The 25390-nt window shown below is 62.9% G+C and carries 19 protein-coding genes; 9 read left to right on the top strand and 10 right to left on the bottom strand.

Annotated features, from left to right (window positions below):
* The first annotated feature begins 116 nt into the window (after window positions 1–116).
* Entirely contained in the window at window positions 117–875 is a 759-nt protein-coding gene (locus tag KG722_RS09965; RefSeq protein WP_213271642.1) for a VacJ family lipoprotein, read from the top strand.
* Window positions 876–908: 33 nt separating this feature from the next.
* Window positions 909–1535: an ABC transporter substrate-binding protein gene (locus KG722_RS09960; protein ID WP_213271641.1), complete on the top strand. Its 627-nt coding sequence runs from the start codon at window positions 909–911 to the stop codon at window positions 1533–1535.
* Window positions 1536–1613: 78 nt separating this feature from the next.
* On the opposite strand, the gene KG722_RS09955 is transcribed toward KG722_RS09960, so the two are convergent.
* Window positions 1614–3236, bottom strand: a complete 1623-nt coding sequence (locus KG722_RS09955; protein ID WP_213271640.1) for an AbgT family transporter — start codon at window positions 3234–3236, stop codon at window positions 1614–1616.
* A gap of 301 nt (window positions 3237–3537) precedes the next feature.
* On the opposite strand from KG722_RS09955, the gene KG722_RS09950 reads away from it, so the two are divergent.
* Together KG722_RS09950 and KG722_RS09945 are read left to right on the top strand one after the other, a co-directional pair.
* Window positions 3538–4110 carry a TetR/AcrR family transcriptional regulator gene (locus KG722_RS09950; RefSeq protein ID WP_213271639.1) on the top strand — a complete coding sequence of 191 codons (573 nt, stop codon included), beginning with the start codon at window positions 3538–3540 and terminating at the stop codon, window positions 4108–4110.
* Window positions 4111–4212: 102 nt separating this feature from the next.
* Entirely contained in the window at window positions 4213–5415 is a 1203-nt protein-coding gene (locus tag KG722_RS09945) for a hypothetical protein (RefSeq protein WP_213271638.1), read from the top strand.
* Window positions 5416–5485: 70 nt separating this feature from the next.
* On the opposite strand, the gene katG is transcribed toward KG722_RS09945, so the two are convergent.
* The 9 genes from katG to KG722_RS09900 all read right to left on the bottom strand — a co-directional run bounded on the left by katG (window position 5486) and on the right by KG722_RS09900 (window position 17651).
* Window positions 5486–7660 carry a catalase/peroxidase HPI gene (katG, locus tag KG722_RS09940; protein WP_213271637.1) on the bottom strand — a complete coding sequence of 725 codons (2175 nt, stop codon included), beginning with the start codon at window positions 7658–7660 and terminating at the stop codon, window positions 5486–5488.
* Between the two features lie 208 nt (window positions 7661–7868).
* Window positions 7869–8969: an NAD(P)-dependent alcohol dehydrogenase gene (locus tag KG722_RS09935; protein ID WP_213271636.1), complete on the bottom strand. Its 1101-nt coding sequence runs from the start codon at window positions 8967–8969 to the stop codon at window positions 7869–7871.
* Between the two features lie 115 nt (window positions 8970–9084).
* On the bottom strand, window positions 9085–9729 hold the full coding sequence (locus KG722_RS09930; RefSeq protein WP_213271635.1) for a TetR/AcrR family transcriptional regulator: 645 nt from the start codon (window positions 9727–9729) through the stop codon (window positions 9085–9087).
* Window positions 9730–9973: 244 nt separating this feature from the next.
* Window positions 9974–12310 carry a TonB-dependent receptor gene (locus KG722_RS09925; protein ID WP_213271634.1) on the bottom strand — a complete coding sequence of 779 codons (2337 nt, stop codon included), beginning with the start codon at window positions 12308–12310 and terminating at the stop codon, window positions 9974–9976.
* A gap of 669 nt (window positions 12311–12979) precedes the next feature.
* Window positions 12980–13909: an allophanate hydrolase subunit 2 family protein gene (locus KG722_RS09920; protein WP_213271633.1), complete on the bottom strand. Its 930-nt coding sequence runs from the start codon at window positions 13907–13909 to the stop codon at window positions 12980–12982.
* A gap of 4 nt (window positions 13910–13913) precedes the next feature.
* Window positions 13914–14543 (bottom strand): carboxyltransferase domain-containing protein, encoded by a 630-nt coding sequence (locus KG722_RS09915; RefSeq protein WP_213271632.1) that lies wholly within the window; start codon window positions 14541–14543, stop codon window positions 13914–13916.
* Window positions 14540–15292, bottom strand: coding sequence for a 5-oxoprolinase subunit PxpA (pxpA, locus tag KG722_RS09910; RefSeq protein ID WP_213271631.1), 753 nt, complete (start codon window positions 15290–15292; stop codon window positions 14540–14542). The genes KG722_RS09915 and pxpA overlap by 4 nt, the downstream gene beginning before the upstream one ends.
* On the bottom strand, window positions 15289–16503 hold the full coding sequence (locus KG722_RS09905) for an Nramp family divalent metal transporter (RefSeq protein ID WP_213271630.1): 1215 nt from the start codon (window positions 16501–16503) through the stop codon (window positions 15289–15291). Before KG722_RS09905 ends, pxpA begins: the two co-directional genes overlap by 4 nt.
* Entirely contained in the window at window positions 16500–17651 is a 1152-nt protein-coding gene (locus KG722_RS09900) for a DUF2891 domain-containing protein (RefSeq protein WP_300998412.1), read from the bottom strand. Before KG722_RS09900 ends, KG722_RS09905 begins: the two co-directional genes overlap by 4 nt.
* A 368-nt stretch (window positions 17652–18019) precedes the next feature.
* Here KG722_RS09900 and KG722_RS09895 point away from each other — a divergent pair, with 368 nt between their 5' ends.
* The 5 genes from KG722_RS09895 to KG722_RS09875 all read left to right on the top strand — a co-directional run bounded on the left by KG722_RS09895 (window position 18020) and on the right by KG722_RS09875 (window position 25303).
* Window positions 18020–18706 (top strand): TetR/AcrR family transcriptional regulator, encoded by a 687-nt coding sequence (locus tag KG722_RS09895; RefSeq protein WP_213271629.1) that lies wholly within the window; start codon window positions 18020–18022, stop codon window positions 18704–18706.
* Window positions 18707–18915: 209 nt separating this feature from the next.
* A complete protein-coding gene (locus KG722_RS09890) occupies window positions 18916–19518 on the top strand; it encodes a phospholipid-binding protein MlaC (RefSeq protein ID WP_213271628.1) in 603 nt (200 codons plus the stop codon).
* 301 nt (window positions 19519–19819) lie between these two features.
* A complete protein-coding gene (locus tag KG722_RS09885; protein WP_213271627.1) occupies window positions 19820–20545 on the top strand; it encodes a hypothetical protein in 726 nt (241 codons plus the stop codon).
* On the top strand, window positions 20445–22037 hold the full coding sequence (locus KG722_RS09880) for a DNA polymerase Y family protein (protein ID WP_300998411.1): 1593 nt from the start codon (window positions 20445–20447) through the stop codon (window positions 22035–22037). The genes KG722_RS09885 and KG722_RS09880 overlap by 101 nt, the downstream gene beginning before the upstream one ends.
* A complete protein-coding gene (locus tag KG722_RS09875) occupies window positions 22034–25303 on the top strand; it encodes an error-prone DNA polymerase (RefSeq protein WP_213271626.1) in 3270 nt (1089 codons plus the stop codon). Before KG722_RS09880 ends, KG722_RS09875 begins: the two co-directional genes overlap by 4 nt.
* Window positions 25304–25390 lie beyond the last annotated feature (87 nt).

Genomic DNA, 25390 nt, shown 5'->3' with positions numbered 1-25390 from the left:
TGTCATCACCCGTTGACTTATTTCGCGTCTCCAATCACAGGCACGTCAACAGCCGATGACTTGTTCCGTCCACCCGCAGAATCTGTCAGTTGCCGCCTCCTGAGGAATTTTGACTTATGAAATCCGCCTTCCCCGGTGCCGCCTTGCTCGCGGTTGCACTTGCAGCCTGCGCGTCAACGCCTGCTGCCGGTTCCGCTGACATTGCAGACCCGTATGAAGGCTTTAACCGCAAGATGTTTGCCTTCAACAACGGGCTCGACACATACGCCCTCGACCCGGCTGCGACGGCGTACAAGACCGTAACACCTGAGTTTGCGAGGGACCGCGTCGGAGATTTCCTGTCAAATCTGACGGGCCCTGTCATTTTCGCAAATGACGTGCTTCAGGGCGAGCCCAAACGGGCCGGGACGACCTTCGCCCGGTTTGGAATCAACACGACCCTAGGCCTCCTGGGCCTCTGGGACGCAGCCTCCGAGATGGGTCTTGAGCGCCACCGGGAAGATTTCGGTCAGACACTCGCCGTCTGGGGCGTCGAAAGCGGCCCCTATCTTGTTCTGCCAGTGCTTGGTCCGACCACCCCGCGCGATCTGGCCGGTTTGGGCGTTGACCGCGCCATGGACCCGCTGACCTGGGTTCAACTCGACAATGACGAGGGCTCCGATCTCGCCATCCGCGCCGGTCTGGGCGTGATTGGCGCGCTCAATGCCCGCGTCCGGCTGGACGACCAGATCAACACCCTCAATGCTCAACCCGAACCCTATATTGCCCTTAGACGGATTTATTCATCTTCGCGTCAGGCAGAGATCCTTAATGGAAGGGTCGATGAAGAGACGGCCTATGATGATCTCCCTGATTTTGACGAATTTGAAGAGTAAGTCCCAGGCCGCCCCTGAAGAAGGAGTACAACTGTGAAGCGTTTCATTCTCCCGGCCATCCTGGCCGCGACCCTTGCGGTCAGCGCCCTGCCCGCTTTTGCAGACGCCAAGACCGAAGCCTATGTCCAGAAGAACGCCAATGAAGTTCTGGCGACGCTCAACAATCCCGACCTTTCCGCAATAGAGCGGACGGAGAAGTTCAGCGACTATATGGACGAGTTCGCCGATTTCGGCGCGATCTCGAACTTTGTCATCGGCAAGTACAGCCGCCGGTTCAGCCAGGCAGACCTGACGCGCTATCGCACGGCCTTCCGCAACTATGCCATGGCCGTCTACGAGAACGAGCTCGACGCCTATCGCGGCGAAGCGGTCACGGTGAAGAATTCTGTCGACCGGTCAGCGACGGATTCGATCGTCAACACAGTCATCAAGCGCCGGGATGGCAGGGACATGGACGTACGCTGGCGCGTCCACGGCGAGGAAGGCAACTACCAGGTTGTCGACGTGGCTCTAAACCTTGACGGCAACCTCATCTGGCTCGCCATTGAACAGCGCGCCCAGTTCATCGCCCTGCTCGACCAGAACAATGGTTCGGCCGATGTGCTGATCAGCAAGATCAACGCCATGACTGCCGATCTGAAGAGCCGCAAGCGCAGCTGATCGTTTTCCGGTTGCGGATACAAAAAAACGCCCTGACCTCTGGTCAGGGCGTTTTTCATTGCAGCAGGCTGGCTGGCTTCACGGACCGGTCGGCGCAGCCGGCATCTCGAAGGCAATCGGTGCGCCAGGGCCGAGGTCGATGCCGAGATAGAACCAGCCGACCGTGAGAATCACGCCGGTCAGCAGCAGCCAGACCGAATAGGGCAGCATCAGCGCGGTGAGGCTTCCCAGGCCGAAATCCTTTACCCAGCGCTGGGCAAAAATCAGGATCAGCGGGAAATAGACCATCAGCGGCGTGATGATGTTGGTGGCCCCGTCGCCAACGCGGTAGGCGGCGGTGGCGCCTTCCGGCGAGACGCCGAGCAGCATCAGCATCGGCACGAGCACCGGAGCCATCAGCGCCCATTTGGCCGAGGCCGAACCGACGAAGATGTTCAAGAAGCCGGTGAAGATCACCATCAGGCCGAGCACCACAGGCAGCGGCAGGCCGCTGGCTTCGATGGCGTTGGCGCCGTGAACGGCCGAGATGAAGCCGAGGTTTGACCAGCCGAACATCGCTACGAAATGGGCCGCGGCGAATGCAAGGACGAGGTAATAGCCCATGTCCTTCATGGCTTCGGCCATCATGGCGACGAGGTCGCGGTGGGTTTTCACCGTTCCGGCGGCGGCGCCATAGGCCCAGCCGGCGAACAGGAAGAGAAGGAAGAACGCCGCGACAAGGGACTGGTAGAGCGGGGCAAGGGTGGCGTGGACCGAGCAGGCGCCGGTTTCGATCGTGCCCGGCGCGCAGGCCTCTTCATTGATGAGCGGCGTGCCGGGGCCGAAGGTCATGAAGGCCCAAAGGGCAATCACCGCGAGGCTGGCGAGGCCGGCATTGCGGATGCCTTTCTTCTGGGCCGGTTCCAGCGGCTTGTTGTCTTCGCCGAAGTCCTTTGCCTGCTGCTCGGAGGGCACCCATTTGCCGAGGCGCGGCTCGACGATCTTGTCGGTCACGAACCAGATGAGCGGCAGGTAGATCACCATCAAGACCGCGATGAAGAACCAGTTGCCGGCGATGTTGACGCTGAGGCCGTCCACCAGACCGGAGTTATCCACAGCTTGCTGCGTAATGCCAAACAGCAGCGCGTCGAGTTGGCCGGGGGTGATGTTGGCGGAGAAACCACCTGAAACACCGGCGAAGGCGGCGGCAATACCGGCGATCGGATGGCGCCCGGCGGCCGCATAGAGGATGCCCGCGAGGGGGATCAGGACGACATAGCCCGCGTCGGAGGCATGGTTCGACAGCATGGCGATCAGGGCGACGACGGGCGTGAGCAGCGCGGTCGGGGCGCCGCGAACGGCGGCGCGCATGCCGCTGGCGAAGAGGCCCGAACGCTCGGCCACGCCAGCCCCCAGCATCACGATCAGCACATAGCCGAGGGGGTGGAAGTGGGTGAAGGTCTTGGGCATGTCGACCCAGAGACGCTGGATATTGGCGGCTGACAGGAGGCTGTCAGCGCGCACGATCACGGTGGAGCCGTCCGGATTGAGCTGGGTGGGATGGGGCGCGGACACACCCATGGCGGCACAGACGATCGAGATCAGGACCAGGCCGCCGATCAGATAGAAGAAGAGAAAAACCGGATCAGGCAGTTTGTTGCCGGTTCTCTCGACAAATCCGAGAAATCCTTTCTGCGGTGTGGCTGTATCCGTTCCGGTCATTGCAAGTCTCCCAGTTTCCCGGGGCGGACTGTGCGGATCAGCGCCGCGAAGGCAAGGCCTTTTGTGTCAGAAATGCAGTCGCGCGGGCCGGAGCGGGGGAGGCGCGGCATGCACAGGCGACAAGCGCCCTGGCGACAACAGAAACGCATCCATTATAACGCGCCCCACACCTTTTTCCTCACAATCAGGACAGAAAGGTAGAGGCGCGCCTCAAGGCCATCACCTCATAACCGCATTTGACGCCGGAAAAGCACAAGTCAACAGGTGATGACTTATTAGTTTTTCTGGGATAGGAAACAGCATGAAATCCAGCCAGCCAGTCCGGCGCCGGGACGCCGCATCGACCCGAAACGCCATCCTCTGCGCGGCGCGAAACCTGTTTGCGCGAGACAGTTACGAAAATGTCGGCATACGGGAGATTGCCTCCCTGTCGGGGGCCGATGCGGCGCTTGTCTCGCGTTATTTCGGATCGAAGGAAGAGCTTTTCTCCGAAATGCTCGGCCATGGCGATCGCGGAGCGGACATTATCGGCACCGCGCCGGAGGGACTGCCCGGGCGCGTCGCAGACATCATGACCGACCCCGAAGATGAGGGAAAATCGATAGAGGATATCCTCATTATCCTTCACTCGGCGAACTCTCCGGTGGCAGGCCCGCTGGTGCAGAATTCCATCGTCGAGCGCTTTCACGGGCCGTTTGCCGAAGCGATTGGCGGCGAGCATGCCATGGTGCGCTCCCAGATGTTCGGCGCGATGCTCCTGGGTCTTTCGATCAGCCAGCAGATCAGCGGGGACCTCGCCGATACGCCGGAAATGCGCGAGAAAGTGAAAGCCAGGATTGCCGAAATCATCGCGAAGGTGATTTCGCCGCTCTGACCTCATCCAGCGCGCCTCCCCCGGTTCGGGGGCTGGCGGGGAGGCTGGCAAACCGCATATCCCGAGATCCGACTTTACAGCCTGCTGGATTCCTGCCCCGCCATGCACACCGCACTGCCCTGGATCCTCTTTGCCATCGGCGTGTTCTATGCCGCCGGCGGCATTGTGCTCGCGCGCAGCATCGCGATGGACAGGCTTCTGGACAAGGCCATCGCCGCGATCACGCTCAAACGCGACCACGCCGAAGAAACCTCCACGCGCATCCTGACCCTGGGCGCCGGATTGACGCTCGCCTCCGGCCTTTCCTTACTGGCGCAGAGCCGGGCGGCATTGCCCGTCTTTGTCCTCAATATCCTGGTGCAGGCAGGCTATCTGATCTGGGCTGGCCGGGCGCAGCCACCCGAAAACGAGCTGGAACGCCGGGGCCGGCAGGCCACGACCAATGCCCTGTTCATCTATATCGGCGTGTTCGGACTGGTTCTCATGGTGGAGCAGCAGGGCCTGTGGCGGACCTGGCTTGGCGCCGGGATGGCCGGCCTCGCGGCCGAGCTTCTGGTGACTGCGCTGCTGACCGTGGCTTGCATGTGGCTGATCGCAAACCCGCCCGGAGGACAGCGCAAGGATGGCAAGAGCGATCCGGAGTTCCTTTGGGATGACGCGGATGAATGCGCCGGGCGCGACCCTTCCCGGCCGACGGAGTTCCTGAGGCTTTCCCCCGAATACCATTGCTGGCCGACCTGGGATGACGAGACCTGCGCGAATGTTGATCCCGCCGGTCTGGGTTTCAGCAAGGCGCTGATCGGCAAGCTGACGGCGTGGGATGAACGGTTCCAGAAATGCTATAATCCGGATGACCCGTTCAACTCCCGCTTTTCCAGCGTTGAGGAAGAACGCCTCTGGGCCGATGAAGGCGGCGCTGTCTGGGAGGGCATCTGCAAGGAGTGGACCGGCGAGGCCGTCAACAAGATATCGCATGTACCCTATCTGATGGGAGACGCCTTCGACGGCGTGAACGCATATGCCCTGCCCCCCGAAGAGCGGGTGGGGAAAATGGCCGCCCGTTGCAGCGTGATCGAGATACGCGACATCCTTGGCCGCCTCGACACGCTGGCTGCAGATCGCGCAGCCCTGGAGGACTGGGACGGGGACACGCAGGACGACATCGCGCGGATGCAGAAATTCTACGCCATGGTGCTGTCGCGTGTGGACGCCCGCTACCGCGCGGATGTGGAGGCCGGTCTGGAGAGCGGGGAAGACGAAACGCGTGCCTGGGTGCGCCTGGCGCTGGACGGACAGGCAGGCTGAGCCCCTCTTGGCCAAGAAAAAAGGGCGGCCCTTGCGAGCCGCCCTTTTCTGTTTTGATCCTGCTGGCCGATTATTGCAGATCGAAGCGGTCTGCGTTCATTACCTTGGTCCAGGCGGCGACGAAGTCCTTGACGAACTTCTCTTTCGCATCGTCCTGAGCGTAGACTTCGGCATAGGCCCGCAGGATGGAGTTCGAGCCGAACACCAGGTCTGCGCGGGTGGCCGTGAACTTCACGGCGCCGGACTTGCGCTCCACGATGTCGTAGGCATTGTTGCCGCGAGGCACCCATTTATAGCCCATGTCGGTCAGGTTGACGAAGAAGTCGTTCGTCAGCGCGCCAACATTATCCGTGAACACACCATTCTTGGTGCCGCCATGGTTGGTGCCCATGACGCGCATCCCGCCCAGCAGCGCCGTCATCTCCGGCCCGGTCAGGCCCAGCAGCTGCGCGCGGTCGAGCAGGAGCTCTTCCGGTTTCACGACATAATCATCCTTCATCCAGTTGCGGAAACCGTCCGCATAAGGTTCCAGATAATCGAAAGAGGCCGCATCGGTCATCTCCGCCGTCGCGTCGCCCCGGCCCGGGGAGAATGGAACGGCGACACTGAAGCCAGCTGCCTTGGCCGCCTTCTCGATGCCGACATTGCCGGCGAGCACGATGACGTCAGCCACGCTGGCGCCGGTTGCGGCGGCGATGGGTTCGAGCACCGCGAGCACCTTCTGCAGGCGGGCAGGCTCGTTGCCGGCCCAATCCTTCTGCGGAGCAAGGCGGATGCGCGCGCCGTTGGCGCCGCCGCGCAGGTCAGAGCCGCGGAAGGTGCGGGCGCTGTCCCAGGCGGTGGAGACCATCTCGGAGATCGAGAGGCCTGAGGCTTCGATCTTCGCTTTCACGGCGGCGACGTCATAGGACGTGTTGCCGGCCGGGACCGGGTCCTGCCAGATCAGGTCTTCCTTCGGGGCGTCGGGGCCGATGTAGCGGACGCGGGGGCCGAGATCGCGGTGGGTCAGCTTGAACCAGGCGCGGGCGAAACAGTCGGAGAAATAAGCCTCGTCGGCCATGAACTTCTGGCAGATGGCATTGTAGATGGGGTCCATCTTCATTGCCATGTCGGCATCGGTCATCATCGGCATGACGCGCTTGGCCGGATCCGTCGGATCGACCGGCATGTCTTCTTCCCTGATATTGATGGGACGCCACTGCGAAGCGCCGGCTGGGCTCTTGGTAAGCTCCCACTCATAACCGAAGAGGAGCTTGAAATAACCCATGTCCCATTTTGTGGGGTGGGTGGTCCAGGCGCCCTCAATGCCGGAAGTGACTGCATTGGTGGCTTTGCCGTCCATGTGCGGGTTCATCCAGCCAAAGCCCTGGGTTTCCAGATCGTTGCCTTCGGGCGGCGGGCTGAGCTTGGAGGCGTCGCCGTTGCCGTGGGCCTTGCCGACGGTGTGGCCGCCGCAGGTGAGGGCTGCGGTTTCCTCGTCATCCATGGCCATGCGGGCGAAGGTTTCGCGGACATGGAGGGCCGATTTCAGCGGGTCGGACTGGCCGTTGACGCCTTCCGGGTTGACGTAGATGAGGCCCATCTGCACGGCGGCGAGCGGGTTCTCCATCGTTTCGGGCTTGTCGAGGTCGCCATACCGGCTGTCGGACGGAGCCAACCACTCCTTCTCGGCGCCCCAGTAGACGTCTTTTTCCGGGCCCCAGATGTCTTCGCGGCCGAAGGAGAAGCCGTAGGTTTTCAGGCCCATGCTTTCATAGGCGATGGTGCCCGACAGGAGGATGAGGTCGGCCCAGGAGATCTTGTTGCCGTACTTCTTCTTGATCGGCCACAGCAGGCGGCGGGCCTTGTCGAGGTTGCCATTGTCCGGCCAGGAGTTGAGCGGGGCAAAGCGGATGTTGCCGGTGGCGCCGCCGCCGCGGCCATCTGCCAGACGGTAGGAGCCTGCCGAGTGCCAGGCGAGGCGGATCATCAGGCCGCCATAATGGCCATAGTCTGCCGGCCACCAGTCCTGACTGTTGGTCATCAGGTCGTGCATGTCCTTCCTGAGGGCTTCAAAATCGAGCGTCTTGACCGCTTCGCGATAGTTGAAGTCCTTCCCGAGCGGGCTGGCCTTGGTGTCGTGCTGGTGCAGGATTTCAAGGTTCAGGGTTTCTGGCCACCAGGCCGTGTTGGAGTTGCCAGCGACTGTAATGGCCCCGTGCATCACCGGGCACTTGCCGCCCTCAAGCATGTCATTGCCGTCCATTGTTTCTCTCCTTGCGTGTGGAATCGGTTATTCCCCACGATGGCGGAGTCCGACCTATTGATCCAATCAATTTTAGGCTGGCGACCTATAGACTGAGCCTGTGGGAGCTAGACTGAGCCTGTGGGAGCGCGGCTGTGATGCCGGCACTCAGATGTCGCGATATCCCGACACTGCCGGCGATTCCCGCGGGAAGACGAACCTCAGGCGTTCAGGGAATGAGGACTGCCTTGACGCAATCGCCATGATGCTGGGCGGCAATGGCCTCGTTGATCTGGCTGAGGGGGTAGGTCCTGACCAGTTTGTCGAATGGCAGGCGGCCCGCCCTGAAGTGTTCGATGAGCTCCGGGATGAATTCATCGGGATCGGAATCACCCTCGATGATGCCCTTGACCGACTGGCCGAAGGTCATCACCGCATTGACCTCGCCCGGCATGGGCGTGCCCGGCGCACTGACGCCGACGAGGCCAAGGGTCGCCTTTGAGCCAAGACTGGCCAGGGCAGCTGCCTGGACAGCGGGGATGCCGGTTGTATCGAGGGCGTTGTCCACGCCCATCGGCAAGATGGCGCGCACGGCGGCGGCGACATCGGGCTGTGATTCTGGATCAATGCAATGGGTGGCGCCAAGCTCCGTGGCGAGCTGGCGGCGCGGAGCCATCGGCTCGACGAGGATGATGGTGGCGCAGCCCTGGATCTTCGCGCCCATGACGGCGCTGAGGCCGACCGAGCCTCCGCCGGTGACGAGAAGGCTGGAGCCCTTCTTGGCGCCAAGCGAGCGCATGACCGCCCCGGCCCCGGTCTGGATCCCGCAGCCGAGCGGGCCCATGATCTCGACCGGCAGAGCAGCGTCGACCTTCACGACATTGCGCTCATAGGTAATGGCATGACCGGCGAAGGAGGACTGGCCGAAGAAGTTTGACGAAACGGGGCCCGCTTCATTGGAGAGGGCGCAAGTGCCATCTGTGCGGCGGCCGGTATAGTTGAGCATCGGCATGGTGCGGCAGTAGGCGGCGTCCCCTGCCCCGCACCGGTCACACGCGCCGCAGGAACGGAAGGTGATAAGGACGCTGTCGCCAGGCTTCACCTTCTGCACGCCCGCGCCGACCGCCTCGACGATGCCGGAGCCTTCATGGCCGAGCACAGCCGGAAACGGATAAGTCGCAGCGCCGGAACTGAAGACCAGATCCGTGTGGCAGAGGCCGACCCCCAGAACACGGACGAGAATTTCGTCAGCGCGGGGCGCTTCGATCTCGACCGTTTCATACCTGAAGCCGGGTTGACCGGAATAGATGACCGCTGCCTGGGTTTGCATTGAACCGTTCCTGAAGTATAACCCGCCGACGCTAGTATCCGGCTGGATGTGCGTCAATCATTTGATCGGACATTTTACCGCAAACGGATTATATGTCCCCGGGCAGATCCGGCCCCTAGTGCCCGGCAACGGCGACGGCCGATTTCCGTGACGCAGCCGCTTCCTGTCCTGATCCGTAAGCGGAGCGGATCATCAGGTGGAGCTCCTTGCGCGCCCGCTTCAGGCTAAAGGCTGGCTCGATCAGGTATTGAGCAGAAATGCCGATCAGCTGGGTGCCGATCAGCTGGGCCGCCATGTCGACCGTCACGCCCTTGCGGATGGAACCATCTTCGCGGCCAAGGCGAATCAGACGCATGAGCTCTGTCGCGGAACGCTTGTGCGACGCGACGAACTGTTCGCTCATCTCCGACATATCGGCGATGGCCTCGCTCATAAGGATGAAATAGGCTTTCATGTCTGCAGATTTGTCGAGTGCCGCGATGTGGACATCGCAATAGAGCAGCAGCCCTTCCAGACCCGTCAGCGAGTCGAGATCCTGCTTCTTCCGGCGTTCCGACATCAACTCATGAAGATGGTTGATCACGGCCGTCAGAAGACCGCCTTTCGAACCGAATTTCTGAAACGCAAGGTTGCGACTGTAGCCGGCTCGCAGACCGATGTTATCAAAGGTCAGGGCCGAGACACCCTGCTCGGCTGCCAGTTCCAGATAGGCATTTATAAGCTTGTCCGTCGACTGTTTGCGACGCTCGTGCTGTTTCATGATCTCCCCCGAGATTCAGGGTCAACGCTGAACGCTGCCCCGCTTTTTTGTATGCATCAGGATGAATGATGCTTGTTTGCCGCAGTCTGTCAATTGACCGATCAGGCGGGCGCAGAATGCGGCGCTGCACAAAACGTTCAGCGCGCGAGAGTTCGGGGAGGATAGGGGGCGCCTCTTTGTGCGCCTGCGTAATGAAAGAGCCGTGGCGGAAAGCGTGTTTCCGCCACGGCCGGAGGGAGGAGACCTAGAACGTCTTGCGGACGGAGACACCGAAGGTTCTGGGCGCAGCGACATAGCCGTTGCGATCATCACCCTGAAGCGGCGTGTTGAAATGCTGCGAAACGTAACGCGCGTCCGTTGCATTGCGGATGAAGGCAGAGACCGACAGGCCGGAGTCAAACTTGACACCGAGATTGGCATTCACAAGCGTAACCGCATCCTCCTGCAGATTGGAAGCGGTGTTGGTGAAACGCTCGCCCGAATACTGAACCTGGAGGAGGCCTGTGAGGGCCTTGCCGCCGGAGAGCTCATAGTCGAGGTTCAATGCCGTGTTGGCTGAGATTTCCGGCGCGTTCGGGAAGCGGCGGCCGGAGAGGACGCCGATCGCGGCATCTTCACCATAGCCCGCTTCGGGAAGCCAGGTGGCCGAGGCGTTCCAGACAAGATAGTCCGTCAGGGCCTGGGTATGCTCGAACTCGGCGCCGTAGGATTCAGCTTCCGGCGAGTTCAGGATGGTGAAGATCAGGCCGAGGAACTGCGCGACCTGAAGATCCTTGATGTCGTTGTAGAAGACCGCGACGTTGGTACGCGCTGCCCCATCCTGCCAGTCAATCTTGGCACCGAGTTCGAAGGCATCAATGGTTTCCGGCGCGAACACCGGGTCGGCCATCGAGCCTGTGTCGAGCGGATTGAGCGAACTGCCGGGAACGCCGGCGCCGCTGGCATCCACGTTGACACCGCCTGCCTTGTAGCCTCGATTGTAGCTTGCATAGTACATTACATCCGTATTCGGACGATATTGCAGGCTGAGTGTTCCGGAAACGGCTTCATCAGAGAAGGTGCGGGCATATTGCGGCCCCGGCCCGGACCCGGCAATCGCCAACGGATCAAAGATGGGATCGCGGAAGAAGTCGTAGGTGAACGCGCCGGTCTTGTCGTCTTCGGAATAGCGAAGGCCGGTGATCAGGTTGAACTGATCGTTGAGGGCAAAGTCCCAGTGCGTGAAGAGCGCAAGGGATTCGGCGGTTCCAACCAGAACCTCCCGGGCCCAGTTACCCGGCGCCGCATTGGAGAGACCAGCCGGAACGCCCTGCGCGCCAAGGACGACATCCCAGAAGGGCTGCGCCTGCGCGCCCCAGTCAAGGTTTCGGCCCATGTCGAGTTCTTCATCGGAGTAAAATGCGCCGAAGAGATAGTTGGCGTTCACCGGGCCGGTCAGCTCGCCGCCATACGTGAATTCCTGTGAGAAGAAGCTGGAGTTGAAGAGCTCTTCGATGACCAGGATATCAGCGCCGGTGAAATCGGCATCGGCATTCTGGACCGTGTCATATTCGCGCTGGGCGGTCACAGACTTCAGCGTGCCCGGGCCAATGTCCCAGTCAACGAGGAGGGCAATGCCCTTGTCTTCGACCTTGTTGGAGGTCGGCGTGCTGAGGCTGGTTTCGTAGTCTTCAATATTGCGCGAGGGGACACCGCGGCCGTTGGCCAGGGTGAGCCCGTCGATGAGGGGCTGGAGCGGGCCATCCACGGCGTCGACGGTGGCGTAGCCGACTTCATCGTCTTCGTTGGAATAGTCCGCGATCAGCCTGAAGGACAGGGTGTCGGTGGGCTCCCACAGGGCGCTGACCTTGAACGAACCCATGCTCTGGTCGTTTTCGCTGCCGCCTTCGGGATTTTCAAGGTAACCGTCCCGCTCCGAATGGCTGCCCGCGATGCGCAAGGCGAAGGTGTCGGAGACCGGAATGTTGACCGCGCCGGAGATGTCGAAGGCGTTGTAGTTGCCGTAGCTGGCAGTGACATAGCCGTTGACCTCGTCAAGGTTGGGTGCGGTCGAATTCAGGAGGAGCGCGCCGGCAGAGGTGTTCTTGCCGAAGAGGGTGCCCTGCGGACCGCGAAGGACCTGAAGACCGTCAATGTCCAGGAAGCTGGAGAGCGCCTGACCCGAACGGGTGCGGTAGACGCCGTCGATGAACACGCCGACAGCGCCTTCAAAGACGCGAGACTGACCGGTCGTGCCGATGCCGCGAATCTGAATGTTGGACGAGGCGGCCGGGGCATTGGTCTTGTTGAAGGTGATGCTCGGCGAGACAAGGCTGATATTCTCGATATTCTCGACGCGCAGCTCTGCCAGCTGGTCGCCGGTAACAGCCGTTACGGCGAGGGGGACATCCTGGACGCTCTCTTCGCGGCGCTGAGCGGTGACCGTTACCGTGGACAGGCGGCGATCGCCTTCCTCTGCGGCAGGGGCGGAAACTTCAGTTTCTGCGGGGACGGCTGCGTCCTGCGCGAGAGCGATCTCGGCGGCTGCGCACCAGACGATAGCCGTGCCGGCCATCAGCCGCACGTTTCTTTTGAATGACATATATCCTCCCAGGATGTGTTCTTGTATCGCCTCTTGGGCCATATGTTTGTTGTTGGACATCTATCTTTTTTTCGTGTCAAGAGCGACCCAGCGTCAGGCGTGCGGCCGGGCGGCGACTGCCTTGCCACTGGGAATGGGGCGGAAACTGGCTGTAGTGCAGGCTGGGGCGACCGCGAAACCCCGAACCTGGACACTTCCTTCCCTGCCCTCCATTCCGGCCGCAACTGAATGGCGGAAAGCCGGGAGCGACTTGCCCGTCATGATGGACCCAAGGCTCAGACCGCTCGTTCAATGAACTCCGGTTTGTGAACATGTTCCGTATTTTGATGTTTTTAATGTTCTTTCGCTGGTTACCGGAACGGTAACGACGTATACGGATTGACTTATCAGACTTGTCCGCAAGCGAGGGGAACAAGCTGGGGATAAAGAGGCTAAACGCGAAGCCGCGCGATAGTCCCGCCCCTGCCACCTGCCTGAACCTTTTCTGGCGGAGGGGCCTTTCTGGAGGTTTGGTGATGATGTGGATTATCAGTCTTGTGATGTTCCGGGCAGGCGGAAGTATCGGCTTCATACTTGGTGCGTGACGGGTCGCGGCGCCCGCGCGGGAACATCAGTTGGATGCCTGCTGCGATACGGGTAGCCGGACGGAAACGGGCACCTGATCTCTGGCTAGAACGCGAACCCCGGCAGCCAGTCCGACAGGTATTTCGACTTCCGTTTCAGATCCTGATACGCTTCGTCTGCCGAGCGCCGCAGAAAGGTGATGCGGTCCCCCGGGGCGATCTGGCCGAGGATATGGCGATCTGCGCGGATGACCTGAAGGACATGAGGATAGCCCCCTGTTGTCTGGGCATCCGGCAGGAGAACAAACATGTTGCCCGAGGGCGTTAGCTGGACAGCGCCGGGAAACAGAGCTGCGCTGGGACGGTGCGCGCCGCCTTCGGGGACGGGCCAACTGCCGGCAAGTTCAATCCCCGTGCGGTCCATACGGTTGGTGGCCTGAGAGGGCTGAGCCCAGATCGTATCCGGGAGGAACGCCGCATCAGGGCCCGGGGCGGCGCGCAGCGCGTGAGCGCGCTTCATGGCCGGGCGCAAGGCGGGAGGTGTGACGAGGCGCTCAGGAGCGGGCGCAACAGAGGCCGGGCTCAGCGTGTCGGTCCCAAGCAGCGCCCTGCCGGCATGGCCGCCGAAAGCCGCCGGCACGAAGGTGGACGTGCTGGCGAATGCCAAATCAGCGGCAAAGCCGCCGGGAATGGCGAGATATGTGCGCACGCCTGCGAGGGGGTGGGCGAAGGCCAGCCTGTCTCCGGCCATTGCCTGGAGGGTTTCATGTGAGGGCACGGGCCGGGCGGAGAGCGTCGCCGTGGCGCAGGCGCCAGCGAATGAAAATGCCGTATCCTGATTAAATGCGAATTCTGCGCCGCCGAAGGTGATTTCGATGGCTGAGGCGTCTGGCGCATTCCCACAAAGGCGGTTTGCCAGCGCCATCGACAGGGAATCGGCAGGTCCGCTGGCAGGTATCCCCTGATGGCGCAGACCTTGCCGCGCGCAGCCCTGGATCGTGGCGAGCAGGCCGGGCCTGACAACAGCAAGCACCATGCCCCTAGCCCTCGATCCGGAGGGATATACGCATGCCCGCCTCAAGCGTAAAAGGCGCCGTGCTTTGGGCATCGAACAGAGGCTGAGCAATGCGCCCGATGATTGGCCAGCCCGCGGGACCGGCGAGCGCGTAGAGACCGAGCTGGCCGCTGATCAGGCCGACCGATCCGGCCGGAACACGTTGGCGGGGCACGTCCAGACGGGCCGCCGACAGCGCGGGATCAACGCCGGCGACATAGGCGAATCCGGCGGTGAAACCCATCATGTCGACGGTGAGCGGCGAAGCCAGGATACGCTGCAGGAATGCGCTCTGCGACAGGCCGTTCTCCCCGGCGAGGCGGGCGAGGTCCGGGGCGGAGGCTTCATCTGCCCGCATAGACAAGGACACATGGCGGGCCGACATGTCTGCGTCACCGGGAATGAACTGGCACTGCTCTGTCAGGCGCTCGAACGCAACTGCGGGCGGCAGCGTCAGCGGATTGAACTGGACGGTGACTTCCTGCTTCCCGGGCACGACATCCCGCCATGTGCCCGAGGCACGCAAGGACGCGGCAAGCGCGTTCCGAACGCCACCATCGCCGGTCTTTGCAGCCAGGGCATCATCTCCGACGAAGACGATCTCAGGGGCGGTCATGGACCGATGCCGACGCCCTGCTGTTCCAGCGCCGCGCGAAGCCGGGCCGCATTTTCAGCCGCGCCGGGCGTGTCGCCGTGCAGGCAGATGGTCTGGACACGGATGGGAATGATTTCCCCGGTTCGCGCCGTCACAAGATGCCGGAGCGTCATGGAGAGCGCCTGCGCGCATTGGGTTTCGTGGTCCTCCAGAACGGCGCCGGAAAAGCTGCGCGGCGTCAGGCTGAGATCCGCCTCATAGGCGCGGTCTGCAAAGCCTTCGGCAATATAGGAGAGGCCAGCGGCGTGAGCCGCGCGCTCCATCTCGCTGGCGGGCGGGCCAAGCAGGACGTGAATACCTTCATCCACGCAAAGCCCCGCAACAAGGCTCGCCAGTTCGCCGTCGCGGGCGGCATCATTATAAAGCGTGCCATGGGGTTTGATGTGGCTGACCGGCACGCCGGTGACGGCGGCAAGGCGCTGAAGGGCCGACACCTGACCCTTTAGGGAGACCGCGAGCTCGGAAAGTGAAACATTGTTCCGCGACCGGCCAAATCCTTCGCGGTCGGGATAGGAGGGGTGCGCGCCTGCAAGAACGCCCAGTTCCTTCGCCATGTGCAGGGAGAGGGACATGGACTGTTCGTCTCCGGCATGGCCGCCGCAGGCGATGCTGCAGCGGGAGACGACCTTGAGGATTGCCCGGTCCAGCGCCGTGCCCGCCTCGCCGGGAAGCTCGCCGATGTCCGCATTGAGGCAGATTCTGCGGGTCATGGCCAGATGCCCAGAGCGCGAAGGATGAGGCGAAGGCCGAGGAACGCGGCGATCAGCACCACGAGAAGACCGAGACCGTTGCGCAGCGGGCCATTGGTGTGCGCGCCGAGGACCGATTTCCGGTTCATCGTGATCAGCAGGAAGGTGGCCACCACCGGAAGGAGCAGGCCATTGGCAACCTGCGCCACGAGGATAAGCTCCACAGGCCGGATACCGAGCAAGGCGACACCGAGACCGATGGCGACGATCGTGAGGGCGACGCCTTTGAAGACCCAGCCGGTTTTCGGGCGCCCGGTAACTTCACATATGGCGTAAGCGGTTGCCAGCGGCGCGGTGATCGCCGAGGAGAGCCCCGCCGCGCAGAGGCCGGCACCTACAAGAATGCGCGCGGCAGGGCCGTATGCGGGCTCAAGCGCGATGGCCATGTCTGCGCCGCTGCTGATGACGATGCCCGCTCCGAAGAGGCTGGCGGCTGCCGTACTGAGCACAAGGATGGAGATGAGGCCGCCGAGGCCGACTGACACACGCGTATCCGCAATGGCGGCCGCAAGACCTGCTTCGGTATTTTCCTTCCAGCGCTCGCGCACGGCCGCCGCATGCAGGAACAGATTGTAGGGCACGATCGTGGTGCCTATGAGTGCCATGGCTGTCAGAAGGCTGCCGTCCGGCAGGGTTGGGCGCAAGCCACCGATCATGGCGCCGATGTCGGGCCGGACCAGAAGAAGGCTGGCGGCGAATGCGAGGCTCATCAGGATGACAAGGCCGATGAGGAAGCGTTCGAGCGTCTTGTAGCGGCCGACCGCCAGGACAATTGCCGCGAGCAGCCCTGTGGCCAGGGCTGCGGCGCGCTGGACGCCTTCCCCTTCACCAAGGATCGCGCGCAGGCCAAGCGCGCCGCCGGTGATGTTGCCCGCTTCATACGCGGCATTGCCAAGCGCAAGCGCAGCCAGAACCAGAAGGATGGCGCCCCATTTCAGGATCACCGGCGTTCCGGGCGCGACGAGTGCTTCACCGAGGCCGGACCCGCCGAGGATGCCAAGACGCACGGTCATTTCCTGCAGGATGATCGTTGCCACCGTCGCAAAGACAAGCGCCCAGACCAGCGCAAAGCCGAAATTTGCCCCGGCAAGCGTGCAGGCCGTGACCGTGCCGGGACCGATAAAGGCTGCGGCGACGAGCGCCCCGGGACCGAAAGAAAGCTTTCGCTTCATGGAGCAGGAAGGCCCCGGCCGGTTTCCAGATAGGTGGCAAAGCTCGCGAGCCAGTGGCTGCCGGCATAATGTTCTTCACTGACCGAGGCGACGCCGCTTTCCTTGTGGATGAGCGCCGATGCCAGCAGCGCCGGGCGCCGGGGGTCTGCTTCCGGCAAGGCCGAGGCGATGCCCTCCAGCGCCCAGGCGCGGGAAAGGTTCAGGCCATCGAGATGGACAAGCTTGCCATCGGAGGGGTCCAGCACGACGCCCGGCGCGAGCCAGGCGGCCTGCCCGTCCTGCGGGATGAGCGGCAGGAACGCGGTGAGCCAGGCGGCAAAGTCCTGCTGGTTCATGACGCGGCGCATCAGGTCTGCCTCCATCAGGCAGGGCGAGAGAAAGTCTTCCCCCGAAGGCTCATAGCTGAGCGGGCAGGACACATCCCTGGCATAGAACTCCAGTGACTTGGCGGCGATCTGCTGCCGGAAGGATGTGTTGCCGGTGGCGTCTGCCCAGTCGATCATCAGGCCGAAGGCAAAGGCGGTCTGGTTATGCGTGCCGGCGCGGATCGGGTAGACGAGTTTGGGAAGCCAGGCGCTGGTATAGTCGACAATGAGGGACTCCAGCGGGGAGAGGGTTTCCGCCCATTCGGCAGCTTCCGGGAAATCCGCCTGGCGCAGTTCTGTCATCAGCTGGAGGAACCAGGCCGTGCCATAGGGACGCTCGAAGGAGGCACGCTCCGGCGCCTGGAAATAGGTAACCTCACCGGCGATGTTTTCCGGCGTGAAGCTTTTTGCCAGCGCCGACCTGATGACATCTGCGTAGGGCGTTTCCGGGTCCGTATTCAGGATACGAACGAGAAGCCAGTGGCCATGTACCGAGGAGTGCCAGTCAAAGCATCCATAGAAGGCAGGGTAGAGCTGGCGCGGTGTGGCTGCGTCGGCGTCAGAGTTCAGCACATGGCTGATCTTGTTGGGGTAGTCCTTGTGGACACAGGAGAGGGCGAGGCGCGCGAAACGGTCGGTCACGACGCCGTCCCTCGGCGGTGGCAGGCTGGTCTCTTCCGTTTCCATGGCGATCTCCTCTGCCGGCGCTGGCTGAGCAGGGTCTGGCGCGCAGGCTGCCATGGCCATCGCGCCCAGGCCAGCGGCCACTATCCATCGCTTCATGTCCTGCTCTCCCGCATTACCCGGCCCGAGGGGTAACAGGTGCCGGCCAGCCGAGGCAAGCGGCGGGCGTTGAGACACCTGACGTCAGGGAGCCTCGAGATAACACTATGCAAATAGATTAATCGATTTTATCCTGCCGGAAATCATCGCGGCCAAGGCCGGCCCGGAATAAAGTTCGAAAGGAAGTCAGAGATGAAACAACCCTCCTTCCGGGCGGCTTCCGGCGCGCTGCCTCACGCAACAAGGAAGCCTTCTCTTAGGCATCAGGCCAGCTACTCGGCTCAACTTTCTGAACTCTGCGACCAGACAGGGCCGGGCTGTGTGGCCATTGGCGCATAGCGGTCTTTCATCCCGGCCGGAGACGTTTCATGGCGAAAACAGCAAATCCGGATAAGGCACAACCGGCTGAGCCAACACAGGCTGACGCATCGGGGGACGCCAAATATCCACGCCGAACCGAGCGTCGGCGTCGCACGCGGATAAGAATCCAGGAAGTTGCCGCCGAGCAGATCAGCCGGGCCGGATTTGCCGCAACCACAATGCAGGCCATCGCGGATGAGGCGGACATTCATGTCACCACGCTGTTTTCGCACTTCAGTTCCAAGAATGAACTTGCAACGAGCCTTGTCACCTCTGCGATAAAGGCGCTGCGCGAAAGGGCGCTTGCGGCGCGCGAGACGACACTGTTCCTTGATTTCTTCAAAGATGAAGCGCTGTCCTTTGCCCGTCCAGGCAGAGACCTTGCCCAGCCTGCAGCATCCGTGTGGAGCGTGCTGCGCACTGACCGGGAACTCGCCTTTGCCTGGTCAGACTACGAACAGGGCCAGAAAGATGTTTATGCAGACTATATTTCCGCCGAATACTGCCTGAACCGGGAGATCGATTTCCTGCCGGACCTTGTCGCTTCGCTGCTCGTGGCGAGCACGATCCTTCCTCACCGAAAATGGCGGGAAACCGAAGGAAAACGGTCTCTGGAGGAAGAAATTTCACAATCAGTCAACCTTGGTCTGAACGCCGCCAGGCACATGCTCAAGACAACCAGCAAAAAAAACTGAGCGGACCCGGAAAGGCGTGACGCAGACAGATGGGCCAATTGTAAACGTGCCCGCATAACGAACAGACAAGGCCCCCTGCAGGCCTCTGCCGGGGGGACGGCGCCGTACCTGTTGCGCTCAATCGGGAACCATTCTCCTCCATGGGGCGTTGCTGAGCCAGTTCACCCCCTGAAAAGCCAGCGCAGGCCGGCCTGGTTCCGGAGCCGATCATGAAAGTCCTGAAGTCTCTCTCACCCCTCAAGACCCGCACCACCCTTGCAGGCATTCTGATGGCGGCCGCCTTCCTCTCTCCGGCAGCTGCGGCATCGACGGGCGGCTCGCCCGAGGCGGTGGTGAACACCGCCGTGGAGCGCACGCTGGCGGCGCTTGAGGATGCGAAGATCAGCAATCAGGAGGCCGACAGCATCCTGGAACTGATCGATGTGGACCAGGTGGCCCCCTTCACAATGGGCCGTCACTGGCGCACCATGGATGAGGCCACAAAGGGGGAATTTCTCGACGCTTTCCGGAAGTTTGCGCGTGGGCAGCTGCGGGATCACCTTTCCGGATTTTCGCAGGCGGATGTGGAAATCCTCCGCACCCTCGAGCGCAGGCCAGGCGATACCATCGTGACCATGAAGGTCAGCAATGGCGATGGCGATGAGCATCTGGTCAGCTGGCGCGTGACCGACAATGACGGCTGGAAAGTCACCGACATTGAAACGATGGGCCTGTGGTTTGCAATCGAGCAGCGAGCGCAGTTCCAGGCGATGCTGGACAAGAATGGCGGCAATATCCGTGAGCTGATTTCAGAAATCGGTGCAGCGCGCTGATTTCAGAACCCTCCCGCCAGGAGCGGTTTTCAACCGCGCAGGCGGCCGGGTTTGCCGCGGCCATTGCCCCGGCTAATCAGCCTCCCTTGGCTCAGGCCGCAGCCCTCGTTATCAGGTTTCTGACCTGACCTCACGCCTCTCTCCCTCAAACTGAACTGTTCTGAGAGGGCAGACGAAACCCGGGGCTGATCCTCCCACGACCAGGGTCCCTGAACCCGGTCCGGATGCATCCGGTCCCGGCAAAGCCCGCTCATTTTCCTGCGGGACTTGACTCAGGACAAAAAGAACAAAATAAGAACATATGAACTTCGAGACCCTCCTTTCCAGGGGCCTGATCCGGCCGGCGAAGGCGTCGCCTGTAGCAGGCGCCGGGTTTCCCTTCGGGCTGGGCGCGTCCGGCCTGCATGAACTGGCAGAAGCCGCTTATGGTGACAGGGCTGCCATGACGGGGTTCCTGCTGGCGGCAATGCAGCCCGCCGCGCGCGGGGCATGGCTCTGGGTGCAGCAGGGCGCAATTGGCCGCGACAGCGGGTATGTACCCGAAGCCGCGCTGTCCGCCAGCCCTGCGCGGCTGCGGCTGACGGTGCGGGCCCGCAACACGCGTGAGGCTCTGTGGGCAACCGAAGAAGCCATTGTCTCAGGCGCCGCAAGCATGGTGGTTGCCGAGGTCGAGGACGCGGACTTTACCGCCACCCGCCGCCTTGCCCTTGCATCCGGGCGATATGGTGTGCCCGTCGCCCTGCTGCTGCCTTACAGCTGCTCAGGTCCAACGGCCGCGTCGGCGCGCTGGCGTATCAGCCCCCGTCCATCTGCCCCCAACCGGTACGACCCGCACGCCCCGGGCTATCCCCGCTGGCGGGCTGTGCTTGAACGCTGTCGCACGGCCCCGTCTGTGGCCGGGCAGGCTTTTGATCTTGAGTGGAACGATGAAACGCTATCTCTCGGTGTGGCTCGCGGACTGGCCGCTGGACCGCCTGCGCCGCACGCGGCGCCCGGCGCGCCCGGCCCCCGCCGCAAGGCCGGCTAGGCTCAAGCCCTTTGTTCTTTATGATAAGTCCGCCAACGGACTGACCGTGGTTGCAGCGAATGCCCCGGCGCGGGCGGCCGGGATCGAGACCGGCCTGCGCCTTGCCGATGCCAAAGCCACACTGCCGTATATCCTTTCGGAAGAAATCGACCGCGCTGCAGACCTGAAGGCACTGACGGCGCTCGCAATGTGGATGGTGCGGTTTTCACCCCTGGCCGCGTTCGATGGCGAAGATGGGCTGATGCTGGAAACGACGGGCTGCGATCACCTGTTTGGCAGCGAGGCCGCCATGGCGGCCGAACTCTCCCGGCGCCTTGCGCAAGCAGGATACACCCATCAGATTGCCGTGGCGGGAACGCCCGGCGCAGCGCATGCCCTGGCCCGCGGCGCCGGCCTGGGCGAACATCCCATTCTTCCCTCCGGCGAGGAACGCGGCGGCCTTGCCCATTTACCGATGGCGGCCTTGCGCCTTTCGCCGGAAACACTGACACTGCTCCGCCGCTTCGGGCTGACGCGCATCGGGCAGCTTTATGACATTGACCGCCAGGCGCTGACGCGGCGCTTCCGCTCGCGCGAGGCGGCCCATGCCGTCTGCCTGCGTCTCGACCAGGCGCTCGGACGCCGCGCCGAACCCTTTGCGCCCCTTCGTCCGGCGCCGGAATATGCCGAACGCCTGCCCTGCCCCGAACCGCTGACCAGCCCGGAAGGCGTGCGCGACGGCCTCAGGCAGCTGACGGAAAAGCTGTGCGCTTGCCTTTCTTCCTCGGGCCTTGGCGCGCAGGGTTTCGCCTTCCGTGCCTTCCACTCCGATGGCGGCATGGCCTCAGTCAGCGTCAATGCCGCCCGCCCGGTGCATGCCCCGGAGCACCTGCTCCGTCTCTTCCGGGAAAAGCTTGACGGGATCGACCCCGGCTTCGGAATAGACCTGCTGCTGCTGGAGGCTGCGCGCACCGCGCCGATGGAAACGGGCAGCCACCCCCTCTCCGGCGACCTTGCCGGAAGCGACTTCGACAGCGTCGCGATTGCCGCCCTTTCTGACAGGATCAGTGCGCGTCTGGGCGAAGGCGCCGTTACCCTCACCGCAAGGCAAGCCCGCCACCCGCCCTACAAGGCGGAGCGGCAGATGGCCTATATGGCGCAGGTACCGGATAAGGCCCCTCAGCCGCTGACGGGGCCCCGGCCTGTACGGATGCTCGCGCGGCCTGAGCAGGTTTCGGTGATGGCGCAGGTTCCAGACGGCCCGCCCCTGCAATTTGTCTGGCGCCGGCGTCTGCGCCGCGTCGTGCGCGCCGATGGGCCGGAGCGGATCGCGCCGGAATGGTGGACCCACCTGCCACAGGCAGCGGAAGAAGCCGGCAACCTGCCTCGCACGCGCGACTATTACCGGATCGAGGATAATGAGGGCCGGCGTTACTGGGTGTTCCGCGAAGGGCTCTATGATGACGGCCGCGGCGCCCTGCCAGACTGGTTCATGCAGGGACTGTTTGCATGACAGGTTATGCCGAACTTGCCGTAACAACCAATTTCTCTTTCCTGCATGGCGCAAGCCATGCCGGGGAACTTGTGCAGCGCGCTGCCGCCCTCGGACTTGGCGCTATCGGCGTGGCAGACCGGAACACGCTGGCCGGTGTGGTCCGGGCGCATGTGGCCGCCAGGGCGGCCGGGCTGAAACTGCTCATCGGCGCCCGCCTCGTGCCGCAGGATGGCCCGGAAATCATTGCCTATCCGATCAACCGCGCAGCCTATGGCCGGCTCTCGCGGCTCCTTTCGGAAGGCAAGATGAAACCGGGTGTCCCGAAGGGCGAATGCCATATCCGGCTCGCCGATATCCTGGCTGCCAGCGAAGATCAGGTGATGATCGTGCTGCCCCCGAATGTGCCGGAACCCGCCTTCGCCCAACAGCTGGAGCAGATCGCACAAGCCGCACCGGAGCGGATTTATCTTGGCGCACGCTACACCTATTCCGGCCGGAACCGGGAACGCCTCGGGCGGCTCGCGCAGCTCTCCGCGCAGGCCGGCGCCCCGATGGTGGCGCTCAACGACGTCCTCTATCACGTGCCTGACCGGCGTCCCCTGCAGGATGTGATGATCTGCATCCGTGAACACTGCACAATCGACACAGCCGGCTACCTTCTGGAGGCAAATGCCGAACGGCATCTCAAACCGCCCGAAGAAATGGCGCGGCTGTTCCGGGGCTTCGAGCCGGCGATCGCGCGCACGCTGGAGATTGCTGCGCGCTGCACCTTCAGCCTCGACGAACTTTCCTATGAGTATCCCGACGAGCCCGTGCCGCCGGGCTCAACGCCTCAGGCGCATCTGGCGCATCTCACCTGGAACGGCGCGGCCTGGCGGTATCCGCGCGGCATTCCGGAAAAGGTAACAGCCCAGCTCCACAAGGAACTCGGGGTGATCGAGCAGCTGAACTACGCGCCCTACTTCCTGACTGTGCATGATATCGTCGCCTGGGCACGCAGCAAAGGCATCCTTTGCCAGGGCCGGGGTTCGGCGGCCAATTCGGCGGTCTGCTATTGCCTGGGCGTGACAAGTGTTGATCCGGCCCTGAGCAACCTCCTGTTCGAGCGCTTCCTTTCCCCCGAACGCAGGGAGCCGCCCGACATCGATGTTGATTTCGAGCATGAACGGCGCGAGGAAGTCATCCAGTACGTATACGCGCGATATGGCCGGCATCGCGCCGCGCTGACGGCCACCGTCATCTGCTATCGCTCGCGTTCGGCGATCCGCGAGGTTTGCAAGGCGCTGGGGCTGAGCGAAGAGATTTCGGCCGCGCTGGCGAGCGGGGTCTGGGGCAGCTGGAGCGATGGCCTGCCGGACAAGCGCATCATCGAGGCGGGTCTTGATCCGGCCAATCCGCTGATCCGGCGCGCCATACGGCTTGCCCGTCAGCTGCTCGGTTTTCCGCGCCACCTGTCCCAGCATGTCGGCGGCTTCGTGCTGACACGCAGAGCCCTGATCGAGACGGTTCCGGTCGGCAACGCGGCGATGGAGGATCGCACCTTCATCGAATGGGACAAGGACGACATCGACGCCCTCGGCATCATGAAAGTCGACGTGCTCGCCCTCGGTATGCTGACCTGTATCCGCAAGGCGTTCGAGCTGCTCGATAGCCACAAGGGCATGCGCTATGATCTCGCCGCCATCCCGCAGGAGGATAAGGCGACCTATGACATGCTGTGCGCGGCCGACAGCCTCGGTGTCTTCCAGGTCGAGAGCCGGGCGCAGATGGCGATGCTGCCGCGCCTGCGGCCGCGCACCTTCTATGATCTCGTGATCGAAGTCGCCATCGTCCGCCCCGGCCCGATCCAGGGCAATATGGTCCACCCCTATCTTCGCAGACGCAAGAAGATCGAGGCGGTCAGCTTCCCGAGCCCGAAGGCAGATAAAGGCCCGGCCGATGAGCTGGAATCCATCCTCCGCCGGACCCTTGGCGTCCCCCTGTTCCAGGAGCAGGCAATGCAGATTGCCATCGACGCGGCAAAGTTCACGCCGGAAGAAGCCAATGGTCTGCGCCGCGCCATGGCAACGTTCCGCAATATCGGCACCATCCACAATTATGAAGATAAGTTCGTTACACGGATGATCGACCGGGGATATCAGCCAGCTTTTGCAAAAGCCTGCTTCGACCAGATCAAGGGGTTTGGCGAGTACGGGTTTCCGGAAAGCCATGCCGCCTCTTTTGCCCTTCTGGTCTACGTCTCTTCCTGGATCAAATGCCACCACCCGGACATATTCTGCGCGGCGCTTCTCAACAGCCAGCCGATGGGTTTCTATGCGCCTGCCCAGATCGTGCGGGACGCGCAGGAGCACGGGGTCGAGATACTGCCTGTGGACGTGAATTATTCAGACTGGGACACGACGCTGGAACCCTCTGAGAAAGAGGAAGGCGCCTTTGCGGTCCGGCTCGGTTTGCGTCAGGTCGACGGCCTTCGGGAAGCGGACATGGCCCGGCTGACAGAGATGCGGGAAACCGGGTATGGCAGCCCGGAAGCGCTGATCCGGCGGGCGAAACTTCCCAGGTCAGCGGTGGAGCGGCTCGCCGCCGCTGACGCTTTTGGTTCAGTCGGCTTGTCTCGCCGCACGGCTCTGTGGAAGGTGCGGGGTGAAGCGGCCGGCCAGGCCTTACCTCTGTTCGCCACCTCGGATGTGGCCGAACAGGGCAAGGAGCGGGAAGTCTTTCTGCCGGTTATTCCGCCCTCAGAGGAGGTGATCCAGGACTACCAGACCGCGCGCCTGTCTCTGAAAGACCATCCGATGCGTTTCCTGCGGGACGTGCATGCCCGGCGCGGCATCGTGACAACGGCCGAGGCGGTCGCTGCGCGAAACGGGCAGCGCATCCAGACGTCCGGCCTTGTCCTCGTACGTCAGCAGCCGGGCACGGCGAGCGGGGTCGTTTTCATTACCATTGAGGACGAATCGGGCGTCGCGAACCTCGTTGTCTGGCCGCGCGTGAAGGAACGCTTCCGTCCGGTCCTGATGCGCGCGCGCATCCTGCATGTACGCGGCCAGGTCCAGACTGCCGACAATGTCACCCACATCGTCGCCGATCAGCTGATTGACTGCTCGGCCGACCTGTCCCTCCTCTCGGAAGACACCCTGCGCGATCCCATCAAAGGCGTCCTAGCCCGACCAGATGAGGTTGCGCGCCCTCCCTCCGGGAACCGCGGCACCGGCAACCGCCGAAGCTCCGCCCGCCACCCCCGCGACGTGCGCATCATCCCGCCCAGCCGGGACTTCCATTAAGAACCCTTTCGCTGCGAGGCCACGCCCTCCGCTGAATTTTGCATGTTGTCCGGGAAGGTCGGCGCCTGTCGTCTGCTGAAAAAAGGC

The organism is Hyphomonas sp., assembly GCF_018402285.1.
Taxonomy (GTDB): domain Bacteria; phylum Pseudomonadota; class Alphaproteobacteria; order Caulobacterales; family Hyphomonadaceae; genus Hyphomonas.
This window is presented reverse-complemented; position numbering and strand designations above follow the sequence as displayed.

Bases quoted from the DNA above. Each gene is read 5' to 3' on its own strand.
- KG722_RS09965 (WP_213271642.1), top strand. From the start codon at position 117: ATGAAATCCGCCTTCCCCGGTGCCGCCTTGCTCGCGGTTGCACTTGCA.
- KG722_RS09955 (WP_213271640.1), bottom strand. From the start codon at position 3,236: ATGACCGGAACGGATACAGCCACACCGCAGAAAGGATTTCTCGGATTT.
- KG722_RS09950 (WP_213271639.1), top strand. From the start codon at position 3,538: ATGAAATCCAGCCAGCCAGTCCGGCGCCGGGACGCCGCATCGACCCGA.
- KG722_RS09945 (WP_213271638.1), top strand. From the start codon at position 4,213: ATGCACACCGCACTGCCCTGGATCCTCTTTGCCATCGGCGTGTTCTAT.
- katG (WP_213271637.1), bottom strand. From the start codon at position 7,660: ATGGACGGCAATGACATGCTTGAGGGCGGCAAGTGCCCGGTGATGCAC.
- KG722_RS09935 (WP_213271636.1), bottom strand. From the start codon at position 8,969: ATGCAAACCCAGGCAGCGGTCATCTATTCCGGTCAACCCGGCTTCAGG.
- KG722_RS09930 (WP_213271635.1), bottom strand. From the start codon at position 9,729: ATGAAACAGCACGAGCGTCGCAAACAGTCGACGGACAAGCTTATAAAT.
- KG722_RS09925 (WP_213271634.1), bottom strand. From the start codon at position 12,310: ATGTCATTCAAAAGAAACGTGCGGCTGATGGCCGGCACGGCTATCGTC.
- KG722_RS09920 (WP_213271633.1), bottom strand. From the start codon at position 13,909: ATGGTGCTTGCTGTTGTCAGGCCCGGCCTGCTCGCCACGATCCAGGGC.
- KG722_RS09915 (WP_213271632.1), bottom strand. From the start codon at position 14,543: ATGACCGCCCCTGAGATCGTCTTCGTCGGAGATGATGCCCTGGCTGCA.
- pxpA (WP_213271631.1), bottom strand. From the start codon at position 15,292: ATGACCCGCAGAATCTGCCTCAATGCGGACATCGGCGAGCTTCCCGGC.
- KG722_RS09905 (WP_213271630.1), bottom strand. From the start codon at position 16,503: ATGAAGCGAAAGCTTTCTTTCGGTCCCGGGGCGCTCGTCGCCGCAGCC.
- KG722_RS09900 (WP_300998412.1), bottom strand. From the start codon at position 17,651: ATGAAGCGATGGATAGTGGCCGCTGGCCTGGGCGCGATGGCCATGGCA.
- KG722_RS09895 (WP_213271629.1), top strand. From the start codon at position 18,020: ATGGCGAAAACAGCAAATCCGGATAAGGCACAACCGGCTGAGCCAACA.
- KG722_RS09890 (WP_213271628.1), top strand. From the start codon at position 18,916: ATGAAAGTCCTGAAGTCTCTCTCACCCCTCAAGACCCGCACCACCCTT.
- KG722_RS09885 (WP_213271627.1), top strand. From the start codon at position 19,820: ATGAACTTCGAGACCCTCCTTTCCAGGGGCCTGATCCGGCCGGCGAAG.
- KG722_RS09880 (WP_300998411.1), top strand. From the start codon at position 20,445: ATGAAACGCTATCTCTCGGTGTGGCTCGCGGACTGGCCGCTGGACCGC.
- KG722_RS09875 (WP_213271626.1), top strand. From the start codon at position 22,034: ATGACAGGTTATGCCGAACTTGCCGTAACAACCAATTTCTCTTTCCTG.